Consider the following 12614-nt stretch of genomic DNA (forward strand, 5'->3'; position numbering starts at 1 on the left):
CAGTCCGCTCAGATTTCCTGGTTGTAGGCGCCCACCTGCGGCCGCTTGGCCAGGCGGGGCTTCACTTCTTCCCGGAACAGGGCGCGCATGTCGTCCTCGGACCGGGAGCTTTCCACCACCACCACGATCTCGGGCTTGTTGGACGAGGCCCGGACCAGCACCCAGGAGCCGTCCTCCAGGGCGACGCGCACGCCGTTGACGGTGATGACCTCACTGATCTTGCGGCCCAGGATGGTCCCGCCGGCGGCGGCCAGCGCGGTGTATTCGGCGACCACGTCCTCGACCACCTTGTACTTCACCTCGTCAGCGCAATGCGGCGACATGGTCAGGGAGGTGTGGGCCACCGGCAGGGCCTTCTTCAGCTCCGAGAGCTTCTTGCCCGGATTGCGGTCCAGCATGGCCAGGATGGCCGCCGCCGCAGTCAGGCCGCAGTCATAGCCGCGGCCCAGAGGGGCGTTGAAGAAGAAGTGGCCGGACTTCTCGAACCCGGCCAGGGCGCCGAGCTCGGCGGTCTTGCGCTTGATATAGCTGTGGCCGGTCTTCCAGTAGACGGTGGTCGCGCCATTGGCCTTCAGCACCGGATCGGTGGCGTAGAGGCCGGTGGACTTCACATCGACGATGAAGGTGGCGTCCTTGTGCAGGTCGGAAAGGTCGCGGGCCAGCATCAGGCCGATCTTGTCGGCGAAGATCTCCTCGCCCTCGTCGTCCACCACGCCGCAGCGGTCGCCATCGCCGTCGAAGCCGAGCGCCAGGTCGGCGCCGTGCTCACGGACGGCCTTGGCCATCTCGTGCAGCATCTCGTGGTCTTCCGGGTTCGGGTTGTAGCGGGGGAAGGTGTAGTCGAGCTTGCAGTCCATCTCGACCACCTCGGCGACGCCCATCCGGCGCAGGGCCTCAGGCGCGAAGGCGCCGGCCGTGCCGTTGCCGCAGGCGGCGATGACCTTCAGGGGCCGCTTCAGGCTGACCCGCGCGGCGACATCGGCGATGTAGCGCTCGGCCACGCCGTCCACATGGGTCAGGGTTCCGCCCGGACGGGTCTTCCACTGGCCGCCGAGCACGATCTCCTTCAGCCGGCCCATCTCCTCGGGCCCGAAGGTGAGCGGCTTGTTCGCGCCCATCTTCACGCCGGTCCAGCCGTTCTCGTTATGGCTGGCCGTGACCATGGCCACGCAGGGGGCGTCCAGGTCGAACTGGGCGAAATAGGCCACCGGCGACAGGGCCAGGCCAATATCCAGCACCTCGCAGCCGGCGCCGAGCAGGCCGAGCGTCAGGGCCTGCTTGATCGACTGGGAGTAGGAGCGGAAATCGTGGCCGACGACGATGCGGGTCTGGCCGAGCTCCTGGATGTAGGTGCCCAGACCCAGGCCCAGGGCCTCAATGCCCAGCAGGTTGATCTCCGGCCCGAACAGCCAGCGGGCGTCGTACTCCCGGAAACCCGTCGCCTTGACCAGGGGGATGTTCTCGAAGTCGGCCGTATTGGCCACCAGGTCGGCGCGCGGGGCGGGAAGCATCGGGACTCCGTCGAAAAGCGTCAGTCGGCTCTCTTAATCGTCGCAGGCCCTTAAGACCACGCAAACGCCGCGAATATTCTCGTGGAGGCCTATGAAAACTACATGACCCCTGCGCGCAGCAGGTCGTGAACGTGCAAGATGCCCACTGGCTTGCCATCTTCTATGACAAACAGCACGGTGACCGCCGGCAGGGGATCGCTCATCAGGGCCAGGGCCTCGGAGGCCATCATCGTCGGCGGCACGATCTTCTTGGGGCCGGGCGTCATGACTTCGCCGGCCGTGCGGTTCATCAGGCCGTCGATGTGACGGCGCAGGTCGCCGTCAGTGATCACGCCCTTCAGCGCGCCGTCCGGGCCGGTGACGCCGACGATGCCCCAGCGCTTCTCGGTCATGACCAGCAGGGCCTCGCCCATTGGCGCGGCCTCTGCGACCAACGGGACTTCGCCCGGTCCATGCATCAGGTCGCGCACGGTGCGCAGCATGGCGCCCAGCTTGCCGCCGGGATGGAAGACCTTGAAGTCCTTGGCTGTAAAGCCGCGGCGCTCCAGCAGGGCGACGGCGAGCGCATCGCCGAGCGCGATCTGCAGGGTGGTGGAGGTGGTCGGCGCTCGGACCTCACTGGTGGCCTCGGCGGCTTCAGCCAACTGCAGCACCACGTCGGCGGCCCGGCCCAGGGCGCTGTCCGGCGCGGCGGTCAGGGCGATCAGCGGGATATGGAACCGCTTGGTGTGGGCCAGCACGTCGGCCAGCTCCTGGTTCTCGCCGGACTTGGACAGGGCCAGCACCACATCGCCCTCGGCGATCATCCCTAAGTCCCCGTGGCTGGCCTCATTGGCGTGCACGAAGAAGGCCGGCGCCCCGGTGGAGGCGAAGGTGGCGGCGATCTTGCGCCCCACATGACCCGACTTGCCGATACCGGTACAGATGATCCGCCCCTGGGCCGCGTGCAGGATGTCCACCGCCCGCACGAAAGCCTCGCCCAGGGTCGCGGCCTGCAGGCTCAGGGCCTCGGCCTCCGCGTTCAGCACGCGGCGGCCGACGGAGATGGCGTCGAAGTCGGACATCGTGGGCCTTGGCTTATTGGGTGGGCGCGATCGCTTGGCTCTGCAGGTCCGAAACGGCCTGGCGGGCTCGGGCGATACGCTGGTTGGAGGCGTCGGCCTCGCGCTTCATGGCCGCCTGCATCTCCGGGGTCTGTTGCACTGGCGTGCTGCCGAACGGACCGGGCGAGCGCGCGCCCAGGCCTTGAGGCCAGACCATGGCCAGCGCCACCATGACGGCGGCGATGAGGGCGAGGGCGGGCAGGTAGAAGCGGGCGGGCATGCTTCGCCGGATATAGCCTTGCGCGGTCTCCGGCGCCACCCGCGCTTGACGCCCGGTTCCCCGCGCCCTAGCCCAACGCGCATCCGAGACAAGGAGACCGCACGTGCCCACCCTGATCCTGCTGCGCCACGGCCAGAGCCGCTGGAACCTGGAAGACCGCTTCACGGGCTGGGTGGACGTCGACCTGACGCCGGAAGGCGAGGCCCAGGCCACCAAGGGCGGGGAGCTGATCAAGGCCGCGGGCCTGCAGATCGACCGCGCCTTCACCTCGGTCCTGACCCGCGCCATCCGCACCTGCTGGCTGGCCCTGACCGCCGCCGGCCAGGTGTTCATTCCCGAGACCAAGGACTGGCGCCTGAACGAGCGCCACTATGGCGGCCTCACCGGCCTCAACAAGACCGACACTGCGGCCAAGCATGGCGCGGACCAGGTCAAGGTGTGGCGCCGGTCCTATGACGTGCCGCCGCCGCCCCTGGAGCCGGGCGGTGAGTTCGATTTCTCTAAGGACCGCCGATACGCCGGCGCCGTTCTGCCCGACACTGAAAGCCTGAAGACCACGTTGGAACGGGTGCAGCCCTACTGGGACGCCGAGATCGCGCCGAAGCTGAAGGCCGGCGAGACCGTGCTGGTCGCCGCCCACGGCAACTCCCTGCGCGCCATCGTCAAGCTGCTGTGGGACCTCTCCAGCGAAGCGATCATCGACATCGAGATGCCCACCGGCAATCCGCTGGTGATCGAGCTCGACGCGGCCCTGAAGCCGACCGCCGCGCGCTATCTCGACGCCGAGCGCGCCACCAAGCTGCCGGCCTGACGCCCATGGGCGCGGACCTGGACTTCATGCGGCGGGCCATCGCGCTCGCCGCCGCCCAGGTCGGCCGCACGGCCGAGAACCCCGCTGTCGGCTGCGTCGTGGTCGCGGCGGGCCGCATCGTGGGGGAGGGGGCGACCCAGGACGGCGGGCGCCCACACGCCGAGGAGGTCGCCCTGGCCGCGGCGGGAGAGGCCGCCCGGGGCGGCGTGGCCTATGTGACCCTTGAGCCCTGCGGGGCGCGTTCGTCCGGCGCCGCCTCCTGCTCCGAACGGCTGGTCGCCGCCGGGGTGGCGCGGGTGGTCATCGCCTGTGAGGACCCTTCGACCTTCGCCGCGGGACAGGGATCCGAGCGCCTGCGCGGGGCCGGCGTCGCCGTCGAGCTGGGCCTGCTGTCGGACGAGGCTCAGGGGCTCTATTCCGGCTACCGCCCGGCGCAGGGTTAGCGAGAATTCACCAAGAACAAGCTAAGCCACGGAAATAGCGTGTTAATTTCCGAGTTGTAAGACTCGCCCTGTAGTAATGCGGGGCGCGTCCTCATGGGGCTTCTGGCGACCACCAACATCACCGAGCTGCGCCGCATCGAGCAGCCGGAACTGGACGCGATGTGCGTCCGACATGACCGGCTCTGGAGCGCCAAACCGGGGGGCGCCCGAGCGGTGTTCGCCTGGATGGACCTCAGCGGCCTGGACCTGCGCGGCAAGAACCTCTGCGACGCCGACTTCACCGGCGCGATCCTGGCCGGCTGCCAGATGCAGGGCGCCCGGTTCGATCAGGCCAATATGTTCGGCGCCGACCTGCAGAACGCCGACCTGACCGACGCCTCCCTGCGACGCGCCGACCTGCGCGGCGCCTGCCTGCGCAACGCCAACCTGACCGGCGTCGACATGTTCGAGGCTGACCTGCGCGAAGGCTCCATTGCGGTCGGCGATCGCGACAAGGGCCTGAAGGTCATGGAGCACATCAACCGGGTGGGCGATGTCCAGGGCGCGATCCTGGCCGGCGCAAACCTGGAACGCTCGCGCCTGTCTGGGATCATGGCGGTGCGCGCCGATTTCACCGACGCCAATATGAAGGACGCCAAGCTCGTCCGGGCCAACCTCAAGCAGTGCACCATGACCGGGGTGAATCTGGCGGGCGCGGATCTTTCAGGCGCCGATCTCGCGGGGGCGGACCTGCGCGACGCCATCCTGGTCGGCGCCAAGACCCTGGCCTGGAACGTCACCCGCGCCGACATGCGCGGCGCCCTGACTGATGAGCCAGTGGGCCGCTCGGTGGAGGACCTGCCCTACAAGGACATGATCAGGGCCCATGCCCGCTGGTGCGAGACGGGCGGGTCCGAGGGTTCGCCCAGCGTGTTCGACAACGCCGACCTGCGCGCGCTGGAGACCATCCGAGGCTTCAACCTGACCGCCCTGTCGGCCAAGGGCGCGGTGTTCTTCGGCCTCGATATGGAAGGCGTCCAGCTTCAGGGCGCGCACCTCGACGGCGCCGACCTGCGGTCCTGCAACCTGCGCCGGGCGGACCTGCGCGGCGCGCGGCTGATCGGGGCCAAGCTGGCGGGGGCGGACTTGCGCGACGCTCAGCTGGGGCCGCTGCTGCTGGGCGGCCAGCGCGTCCTGGCGAGCAATATGACGGGCGCGAACCTCAAGGCCGCCGACCTGGCGCGGGCCGATCTGCGCTACGCCATCCTGCGCGAGGCGGACCTGTCGCGAGCCAATTTCACCAACGCCCTGATGACCAACGCCGACCTGCTGGACGCCCGCCGCTGGGGCGCGCGCGGCATGGGCGACGTCCTCTGATCCAAACGGAAAAGGGCGGCGGGCCCGAAGGCCGCCGCCCGATCCTGGACACCTAACGAGGGGGGGAGGTTAGGCGGCCTTCTCACCTTCGATCAGGGGGGACTGACCGGTGGCGGTGATTTCAATCCGGCGCGGCTTGAGGGCCTCCGGAAGTTCGCGCTTCAGCGAGATCTGCAGCAGGCCGTCGGCCAGCTTGGCGTCGGTGACGATCACATAGTCGGCGAGCTGGAAGCGGCGATCAAAGTCGCGCTCGGCCAGGCCGCGATGCAGGAAGCGCCGCTGGTCGTCATTGGCCGCCTTGCGGCCCTGCACGGTCAGCAGGTTTTCCTTGACCTCGATGTTCAGCTCGTCGGCCCGGAAGCCGGCGACGGCGATCTCGATCTTGTAGGCGTTCTCGTCGGTCCGCTCGATATTGTAGGGCGGATAGCCGGTGGAGGCGTCAGCGGACGCGGTCTCCAGCAGCTGGGCCAGGCGGTCGAAGCCGACGACGGAGCGATAGAGGGGGGAGAAGTCGATCGTACGCATGTGAGGTCACATCCTTCTTGGCTTAAGCAAGGTTGCGTTTCAGGGCGGGATCATTGCGAGCCGAAGCCTCGCGGCGTCCCGGAAGGCCCGGAAGTCCAGCGCCTTCGATACCTAGGTGGGGGAGGGTTTTGGGGCCTTCAAGGGCTGCCCGCGCAATTCTCGGAACAGCTTGCCCGCGGCGCCTTGCCACAGGCCGAACGCCCGCTAGGCTCGCGAACCCAATCCAGGAGGACCTCCCTATGCGCCGCGCCCTCGCCACCCTCGTTCCCAGTCTCGTGCTTCTCGTGCTCGCCGCCCCCGCGGCCGCCGCCGACAAGGCGCTGGACGCCGCCATCGCCGGCCCGCAGCGCGCGGCCGCCCATGTGGCGCGTGATCCCGCCCGCCATCCCGCCGAGACCCTGGCCTTCTGGGGTGTGAAGCCCGGCCAGAAGACCCTCGAGATCTCGCCCGGCTCCGGCTACTGGACCGAGATCCTGGCGCCCTACGCCAAGGCCACCGGCGGCGCCTATTCCGCGGGCGTCGCCGACCTGTCGAACCCCAAGCTGTCCGAGGGCGCCCGCAAGGGCCGCGCGGCCTTCGAGGCCAAGTACGCCGACGCCGCGGTGTTCGGCCCGATCACCTACGTCAATTTCGGCCCGGTCTCCGGTCCGCTGGGCGCGCCGGGTTCGCTGGACCTGGTGATCACCGCCCGCAACATCCACAACTGGCTCTGGACCCCTGGCGTGCTGGACAAGGCGATGAGCGACTTCTTCGCCGTCTTGAAGCCGGGCGGCGTCCTGGCCGTCGAGGAGCACCGCGCCGATCCCCGGCCTCAGGTGGCCGACGCCAAGGACGGCTATGTCGCGACCTCCGTGGTGATCGCCGCCGCCGAAAAGGCCGGCTTCAAGCTGGCCGCCAGGTCCGAGGTCAATGCGAACCCCAAGGACACCAAGGATCATCCGTTCGGCGTCTGGACCCTGCCGCCCAGCCGCCAGTCCTCGGCCAACGGCCAGCCGGCCGATCCGGCCTTCGACCGGGCCAAGTATGATGCGATCGGCGAGTCCGACCGCATGACCCTGCGGTTCGTGAAGCCCTGAACGGGGGCGAGGACTTGAGCCTGATCCACCTCTCGCGCCGGGGCCTCCTTTCGGGGGCCTTGGCTCTGTCCGCCTGCGGCCGTGCGCCGGAGGAGGCGCCCAAGCCCAAGGGCAAGGCCCTGACGCTTGAGGCGGCCGTGGCCGGCGCCTGGCGGACGCCCCAGGACAAGGCCCGTGACGCCTGGCGTCACCCGGTGGAGACCCTGAACTTCTGGGGCCTCAAGCCGGGGGCGACGGTGGTGGAGTTCTGGCCAGGCGCCGGCTGGTACACCGACATCCTGGCGCCGTTCCTGGCGGCCACCGGCGGCAAGCTCTACGCAGCCAATCTGCAGGCCGATGATCCGGGTGAGCCGGCGGCCGCCGAGATCGTCGCCGCCTATCGCCGCAAGCTGCGCGAGAAGGCCAAGCTCTATGGCGACGTCGAGATCACCGCTTTCGGACCGACCAGCGGTCCGGCGGCGCCGGCGGACTCGGCCGACCTCGTCCTCTTCCTGCGCAACCTGCACAACTGGATGGCCGCCGGGATCGCTGAGAAGGCCTTCCACGACGCCTTCGCCGCCCTGAAGCCGGGCGGTGTCCTGGGGATCGAAGAGCATCGCGCCGATCCAGGCGGCGTCCCCGACCTGCTGGCTGCGGATGGCTATGTCCAGCAGGCCTATGTGATCCAGATGGCCAAGGAAGCCGGGTTCATCCTCGACAAGACCAGCGAGATCAACGCCAACCCCAAGGACACCAAGGATCATCCCTTCGGCGTCTGGACCCTGCCGCCGGTGCGGCGCTCCTCGCCCCGGGGCCAGCCCGAGGATCCGACCTTCGATCACACGAAGTACGATGCGATCGGCGAGTCGGACCGGATGACCCTTCGCCTGCTCAAGCCGACCTGAGAGCTTTGCATGCCCGCCGCCGCCTGTGGCAGATGAACGAAAGCCCACAGGCCGCGTCAGGATAAAGCCATCATGCCCTGGCTAGTTTGGCGCCGCCTCGAAACCCCACGGACCCCCATGTCGCGCAAGATCCTCCTCGCCGTCCTCGCCCTGGCCGCGCCCTTCGCCCTGTCGTCCGCCGCTGCGGCGGCCCAGGAGAAGACGATCGATCCCGGCTACTGGGACGTGACCAACAAGGTCCAGGCGGTGATCACCAAGACCACCCGCGAGACGCGCTGCATCAAGCCGGCCGAGGTGGCCAAGTTCACTATGGGCCCCAGCAACCGCCACTATGCCTGCACCTATCCGACGCGGGTGTTCAAGGATGGCAAGATCACCCTCAAGGGGACCTGCGCCAGCAAGAAGGGCCGCCAGGTCGCCATCGAGGCCACCGGCAGCTATTCGCCGAGCACCTTCAAGCTGACCGCCGATGTGGACACCACCTACGCCGGCATCCCGCTGGGCGGGCGCTTCATCACCGACGCCAAGAAGATCAGCGACACCTGCCCGGCCGGCGCCAAGGAAGGCTGAGCGCCCCTCTCCGTTTACAGGCGGCGCGGCTCAAGCGAAGCTAGGGACGACCCCAAGCTTTCGGAGACCCGCCCATGGCCAGCCTCGAGGAACTCACCGACCGCGTCCGCAAGGGCGTCGGCGAGGATTCCGGCCTGGGCAAGTCCTTCAAGCTCGACCTGAAGGGCGAGGGCTTCATCCACATCGACGGCGGCGCGGTCAGCAATGACGACCTGCCCGCCGACCTGACCGTCCGCATCAGCCAGAAAGACCTGAAGGCCATGGGGGAGGGCAAGCTCAACCCCATGACCGCCGTGATGACCGGTCGGCTGCAGCTGTCCGACATGAGCCTGGCCATGTCGATGCAGGCCCAGATGCAGGCCCTGTTCGCCAAGCTCGCCTAAGGAGGACATCCATGGCCGACGTCGCCCCCCTCGTCTCGATCCCGCAAGCTCCGGTCCCGCCGGGCGGCGGCGCGGAATGGTTCACCGGCGCCGGCGGGGCGCGGCTGCGCGCCGCCCACTTCGCCCCCAAGGGCGCCAGCCGCGGCACCGTGCTGCTGAGCACCGGGCGGACCGAGTGCATCGAGAAGTATTTCGAGGTGATCAGCGACCTGCTGGGCCGCGGCTTCACCGTGGTGGCCAACGAGTGGCGCGGCCAAGGCCTGTCCCATCGCGACCTGCCCGACCGGCTGAAGGGCCACGCGGTCGGCATGGACGCCTATGTCATGGACTACCAGGCGCTGATCGCGGCCTTCGAAGACCGCATGCCCAAGCCCTGGATCGCCGTGGGCCATTCGATGGGTGGCTGCCTGACGCTTCTATCGCTGGCCAAGGGCGTGGCCGGCCAGTTCGCCGGCGCGGTGCTCTGCGCCCCCATGCTGGGCGTGCGCACCGGCGGCCTCAATCCCTTCGTGGCCCGGCTGGTCTCCGGCCTCAACGTCCTGACCGGCAAGGGCGGCGCCTATGCCCGCACCCCGCCGGAGGATCCCTATACCGAGGCCTTCGCCGGCAATGTGCTGACCCACGACGAGGCGCGCTTCAACCGTGGCCGCGCCCTGATCGCCGCCAACAAGGACCTGGCGCTGAGCGCGCCGACCTGGGGCTGGCTGGACTTCGCCTTCAAGGCCACCCACTGGCTGTCCCAGCCGGCCAATCTGCGTGGGGTGACGCTTCCCGTGGTCATCGTTTCGGCCGGCGACGACAAGCTGGTGCGCGACGACGCCCAGGAACAGGTCGCCCGGCTGCTGCCGGACGGGACCTTCGTCTCGGTGAAGGGCGCCGAGCATGAGATCCTGATGGAGACGGACGACCTGCGGAACCAGTTCTGGACCGCGTTTGACGCGCTCGCGGACAAGGTCGCGCCCAAGCCGGCGCCGGCCCCGAAGGCCAAGGTTGAGAAGGCGGCTCAGGCGCCCAAGGCCGCCCCTAAGGCGACCAAGGCTCCCGCCAAGACGGCGCCTGCGCCCAAGGCCGCCGCGGCCAAGCCTGCGGCGAAGAAGGCTCCGGCGAAAAAGGCCGCAGCGCCGAAGCCTGCGGCGGCCAAGGCGCCGGCCAAGCCGAAAGCCCCGGCGAAACCCAAGAAGGCCTAGGCGTCTTCCCCTTGACCGTCATGGCCGGGCTTGTCCCGGCCACCCATGAACACCATGCGGGGTCGTGGAGGCGCGAGCCGTGCCGTCGCACCGTCTTCTGAACATCCGGCGCGTATGGGTGGCCGGGACAAGCCCGGCCATGACGGTGTGATTCTGGAAGATGGCCGCGTCAGGCCAAACCCAAGAAGGCCTAGTCGGCCGAGCGCTTCAGGGCGACCAGGGCCTCGTCCAGGACGGCCCGGTCGCCGGCCATGACGATCTGGCCGCCGTTGCGGCCGATCGGCTCGCCGCGCCAGTTGGTGACGACACCGCCCGCGCCTTCGATCAGGGGAACGGCGACCTCGATGTCCCAGGCCTTGCAGACCCGGGATTCCGCGACCAGGTCGACCGTGCCCGCCGCCACCATGGCGTAGGCATAGGCGTCGCAGCCCAGGCGGGTCAGCTTGGCCGCCGCGGCGACCTGGCGCCAGGCGCCCAGCTCCGCGCCGTCGAAATAGGCTGTGGGGTCGGTGGACATGATGATGGCGTCGGTCAGCACCGGGCAGGGCCGCACCTTCAGGGGCCGTTCGCCCGCGCGATTGATCAGGCGCGCGCCGCCGCCCTTGCCATGGCCGATGAAGATCTCGCCCACATAGGGCTGGCCAATGGAGCCCATGACCGGGTTCCCCTGCCAGCGCAGGGCGATCAGGGTCGTCCAGACCGGCAGGCCGGCGATGAAGGCCCGCGTGCCGTCGACGGGATCCAACACCCAGACGAACTCGGCGTCCGGGCGGTCCTCGCCATATTCCTCACCGATCACGCCGTGATGCGGATAGCGCTCCGCGATCAGCTTGCGGATCGCGGCTTCCGCGCCCTTGTCGGCTTGGGTCACGGGGTCGAAGCCAGCGACGCCGCCCTTGTCCTCCAGTCCGTGATCATCGATCCGGAACAGGGGCAGGATGACTTCACCGGAGGCCCGGTTCAGGTCGATCAGGAAGGCGTCGAGTTCGGCGGCGAGGTCGGGCGTCAGCATGCGCCCACTTTAGCCTGTCGGTGGCCCCCGCGAAATCCCTGAAGCCGGGAGATCGCGGGGGACAGCCGAACGAGGTACGAACTTTAGACCGCTTCGTGGTCGCCGTTGAGCGACTTGGCCAGGTCCAGCAGCCGGCGGCGCGGACGCTCACCCAGCTGATAGTAGGCGCGGATCAGGTCCAGGGTCTCCTTGCGGGCGAACATCTCGCCGCCGGCTTCGGAGTCCTGCGCCGGCTCGCGCTGAGCCGCCTGGGACAGGCCGTCATAGAAATAGCCGACCGGGACCTCCAGGGCCTCGGAAAGTTGCCAGAGCCGGGCGGCCGAGATGCGGTTCGCGCCGCACTCGTACTTCTGGATCTGCTGGAAACGCACGCCACAGGCGCCGGCCAGTTGCTGTTGGGTCAGGCCCAGCAGTCGCCGGCGGCGGCGCAAACGCTTACCAAGGTGAACGTCGATGTCGTTGCCCATGGGCTCCATCGCCCCCTCATTCGGTTGTCCAAGGCCGTCCCAAAGCGGGACGGTCTGGGCTGTCAGCCGCAAGTCGCTTGCCAAGAGAGTCCGGTTCGCGTTGCGCGGAGGGGGCGGCGGCGGTTAGGAGAGCGTCATGACGGCCAAGCGCCCTTCTCTCGCCCAGGACCTCCTCTGGAGGCTGGAGGCCTTCGCCTTTGATCTGGTGACGGGCCTGGCCCGCATGTTCCCGATCGATGCAGTGTCCGACTTCGGCGCGCGCCTGTTCCAGTGGCTGGGGCCGATGACCAGCGCCCACCGGGTGGCCGAGACGAACCTGCGCATCGTCTTCCCCAAGGCCTCGGACGCCGAGATCGCCAGCCTGCTCGACCAGCAATGGGACGCGCTCGGCCGCTGGGCGGTGGAGTTCCCGCTGCTGGACAAGATCATCGCCGATCCCGAGAGGGTGGAGCTGGTCAATGGCGAGCGCATGGCCGAGATCGTCCGCACCGGCGAGCGGGTGGTGTTCATCTCGGGCCACTTCTCGTCCTTCGAGATCATGCCCGCGGCCATCGTCCACGCCGGCGTGCCGTGCCAGATCACCTACCGCGCCACCAACAACCCTTATGTTGACGACGCCATCAAGAAGAGCCGGGCCCGCTATGGCGTGCAGCTGTTCGCGCCCAAGGGGTCGGACGGCGCGCGCGAACTGATCCGGGGCCTGAGCCGCGGCGAGTCCGTGGCGCTGATGAACGATCAGAAGTTCAACGGCGGGATCGCCTCGCCGCTGTTCGGGGTGATGGCCCACACCGCGCCCGGTCCCTCGACGCTGGCCTTAAGGTTCGGCGTGGCGCTGCAGCCGATGAGCGTCCAGCGCAAGGATAAGGCCCACTTCCGGGTCGTGGTCCACGACCCGATCTGGCTGGAAGACACCGGCGACCGCACCGCCGACATCGAGGCCGGCGTCCGCCGGGTGAACGCCTTCATCGAGGAGCGCATCCTCGAGCGCCCCGCCGAATGGTTCTGGGTCCACAAGCGCTGGCCCAATGAGATCTACAAGAAGGCGAAGAAATAACGCCGCACATCC

Annotated in this window: 15 protein-coding genes; 9 read left to right on the forward strand and 6 right to left on the reverse strand. The window is 68.8% G+C overall.

Annotated elements, in window-relative coordinates; all coding sequences use genetic code 11:
* Positions 1-8: 8 nt before the first annotated feature.
* From ACFQ27_RS01340 to ACFQ27_RS01350, 3 genes are all read right to left on the reverse strand, one after another.
* Positions 9-1511: a phosphomannomutase/phosphoglucomutase gene (locus ACFQ27_RS01340; protein WP_377352090.1), complete on the reverse strand. Its 1503-nt coding sequence runs from the start codon at positions 1509-1511 to the stop codon at positions 9-11.
* A gap of 98 nt (positions 1512-1609) precedes the next feature.
* Positions 1610-2575: a KpsF/GutQ family sugar-phosphate isomerase gene (locus ACFQ27_RS01345; protein ID WP_377352091.1), complete on the reverse strand. Its 966-nt coding sequence runs from the start codon at positions 2573-2575 to the stop codon at positions 1610-1612.
* Between the two features lie 13 nt (positions 2576-2588).
* Complete coding sequence (locus tag ACFQ27_RS01350) at positions 2589-2834, reverse strand: hypothetical protein (RefSeq protein ID WP_374345344.1); 246 nt, start codon at positions 2832-2834, stop codon at positions 2589-2591.
* A gap of 103 nt (positions 2835-2937) precedes the next feature.
* Here ACFQ27_RS01350 and gpmA point away from each other — a divergent pair, with 103 nt between their 5' ends.
* From gpmA to ACFQ27_RS01365, 3 genes are all read left to right on the forward strand, one after another.
* Positions 2938-3645 carry a 2,3-diphosphoglycerate-dependent phosphoglycerate mutase gene (gpmA, locus tag ACFQ27_RS01355; protein ID WP_374345343.1) on the forward strand — a complete coding sequence of 236 codons (708 nt, stop codon included), beginning with the start codon at positions 2938-2940 and terminating at the stop codon, positions 3643-3645.
* 5 nt (positions 3646-3650) lie between these two features.
* A complete protein-coding gene (locus ACFQ27_RS01360) occupies positions 3651-4088 on the forward strand; it encodes a deaminase (RefSeq protein ID WP_374345342.1) in 438 nt (145 codons plus the stop codon).
* A gap of 93 nt (positions 4089-4181) precedes the next feature.
* Positions 4182-5444, forward strand: coding sequence for a pentapeptide repeat-containing protein (locus ACFQ27_RS01365; protein ID WP_377352092.1), 1263 nt, complete (start codon positions 4182-4184; stop codon positions 5442-5444).
* 69 nt (positions 5445-5513) lie between these two features.
* Here ACFQ27_RS01365 and ACFQ27_RS01370 read toward each other — a convergent pair whose 3' ends face one another.
* Entirely contained in the window at positions 5514-5969 is a 456-nt protein-coding gene (locus ACFQ27_RS01370; RefSeq protein WP_374345340.1) for an Hsp20 family protein, read from the reverse strand.
* Between the two features lie 239 nt (positions 5970-6208).
* Between ACFQ27_RS01370 and ACFQ27_RS01375 the strand changes: the two genes are divergently transcribed.
* From ACFQ27_RS01375 to ACFQ27_RS01395, 5 genes are all read left to right on the forward strand, one after another.
* Entirely contained in the window at positions 6209-7045 is an 837-nt protein-coding gene (locus tag ACFQ27_RS01375) for a class I SAM-dependent methyltransferase (RefSeq protein ID WP_377352093.1), read from the forward strand.
* Between the two features lie 14 nt (positions 7046-7059).
* Complete coding sequence (locus tag ACFQ27_RS01380) at positions 7060-7929, forward strand: class I SAM-dependent methyltransferase (protein ID WP_377352094.1); 870 nt, start codon at positions 7060-7062, stop codon at positions 7927-7929.
* Positions 7930-8001: 72 nt separating this feature from the next.
* Entirely contained in the window at positions 8002-8499 is a 498-nt protein-coding gene (locus ACFQ27_RS01385; RefSeq protein ID WP_377352095.1) for a DUF3617 domain-containing protein, read from the forward strand.
* A gap of 74 nt (positions 8500-8573) precedes the next feature.
* Positions 8574-8882, forward strand: coding sequence for an SCP2 sterol-binding domain-containing protein (locus ACFQ27_RS01390; protein ID WP_374345336.1), 309 nt, complete (start codon positions 8574-8576; stop codon positions 8880-8882).
* Positions 8883-8893: 11 nt separating this feature from the next.
* Positions 8894-10069, forward strand: a complete 1176-nt coding sequence (locus ACFQ27_RS01395) for an alpha/beta hydrolase (protein ID WP_377352096.1) — start codon at positions 8894-8896, stop codon at positions 10067-10069.
* 190 nt (positions 10070-10259) lie between these two features.
* On the opposite strand, the gene hisN is transcribed toward ACFQ27_RS01395, so the two are convergent.
* Both hisN and ACFQ27_RS01405 read right to left on the reverse strand, forming a co-directional pair.
* A complete protein-coding gene (gene hisN / locus ACFQ27_RS01400) occupies positions 10260-11081 on the reverse strand; it encodes a histidinol-phosphatase (RefSeq protein WP_374345333.1) in 822 nt (273 codons plus the stop codon).
* A gap of 83 nt (positions 11082-11164) precedes the next feature.
* Positions 11165-11557 carry a helix-turn-helix domain-containing protein gene (locus tag ACFQ27_RS01405; RefSeq protein WP_374345332.1) on the reverse strand — a complete coding sequence of 131 codons (393 nt, stop codon included), beginning with the start codon at positions 11555-11557 and terminating at the stop codon, positions 11165-11167.
* A gap of 127 nt (positions 11558-11684) precedes the next feature.
* On the opposite strand from ACFQ27_RS01405, the gene ACFQ27_RS01410 reads away from it, so the two are divergent.
* On the forward strand, positions 11685-12602 hold the full coding sequence (locus tag ACFQ27_RS01410) for a lysophospholipid acyltransferase family protein (RefSeq protein ID WP_377352097.1): 918 nt from the start codon (positions 11685-11687) through the stop codon (positions 12600-12602).
* Positions 12603-12614: the final 12 nt, after the last annotated feature.

The organism is Phenylobacterium conjunctum, from assembly GCF_042679085.1.
Classification (GTDB): domain Bacteria; phylum Pseudomonadota; class Alphaproteobacteria; order Caulobacterales; family Caulobacteraceae; genus Phenylobacterium; species Phenylobacterium conjunctum.

Coding starts and splice junctions, on each gene's coding strand:
- ACFQ27_RS01360 (WP_374345342.1), top strand. CDS start 3,651: ATGGGCGCGGACCTGGACTTCATGCGGCGGGCCATCGCGCTCGCCGCC.
- hisN (WP_374345333.1), bottom strand. CDS start 11,081: ATGCTGACGCCCGACCTCGCCGCCGAACTCGACGCCTTCCTGATCGAC.
- ACFQ27_RS01395 (WP_377352096.1), top strand. CDS start 8,894: ATGGCCGACGTCGCCCCCCTCGTCTCGATCCCGCAAGCTCCGGTCCCG.
- ACFQ27_RS01345 (WP_377352091.1), bottom strand. CDS start 2,575: ATGTCCGACTTCGACGCCATCTCCGTCGGCCGCCGCGTGCTGAACGCG.
- ACFQ27_RS01350 (WP_374345344.1), bottom strand. CDS start 2,834: ATGCCCGCCCGCTTCTACCTGCCCGCCCTCGCCCTCATCGCCGCCGTC.
- ACFQ27_RS01405 (WP_374345332.1), bottom strand. CDS start 11,557: ATGGAGCCCATGGGCAACGACATCGACGTTCACCTTGGTAAGCGTTTG.
- ACFQ27_RS01340 (WP_377352090.1), bottom strand. CDS start 1,511: ATGCTTCCCGCCCCGCGCGCCGACCTGGTGGCCAATACGGCCGACTTC.
- ACFQ27_RS01410 (WP_377352097.1), top strand. CDS start 11,685: ATGACGGCCAAGCGCCCTTCTCTCGCCCAGGACCTCCTCTGGAGGCTG.
- ACFQ27_RS01375 (WP_377352093.1), top strand. CDS start 6,209: ATGCGCCGCGCCCTCGCCACCCTCGTTCCCAGTCTCGTGCTTCTCGTG.
- ACFQ27_RS01365 (WP_377352092.1), top strand. CDS start 4,182: ATGGGGCTTCTGGCGACCACCAACATCACCGAGCTGCGCCGCATCGAG.
- ACFQ27_RS01370 (WP_374345340.1), bottom strand. CDS start 5,969: ATGCGTACGATCGACTTCTCCCCCCTCTATCGCTCCGTCGTCGGCTTC.
- ACFQ27_RS01390 (WP_374345336.1), top strand. CDS start 8,574: ATGGCCAGCCTCGAGGAACTCACCGACCGCGTCCGCAAGGGCGTCGGC.
- ACFQ27_RS01385 (WP_377352095.1), top strand. CDS start 8,002: ATGCCCTGGCTAGTTTGGCGCCGCCTCGAAACCCCACGGACCCCCATG.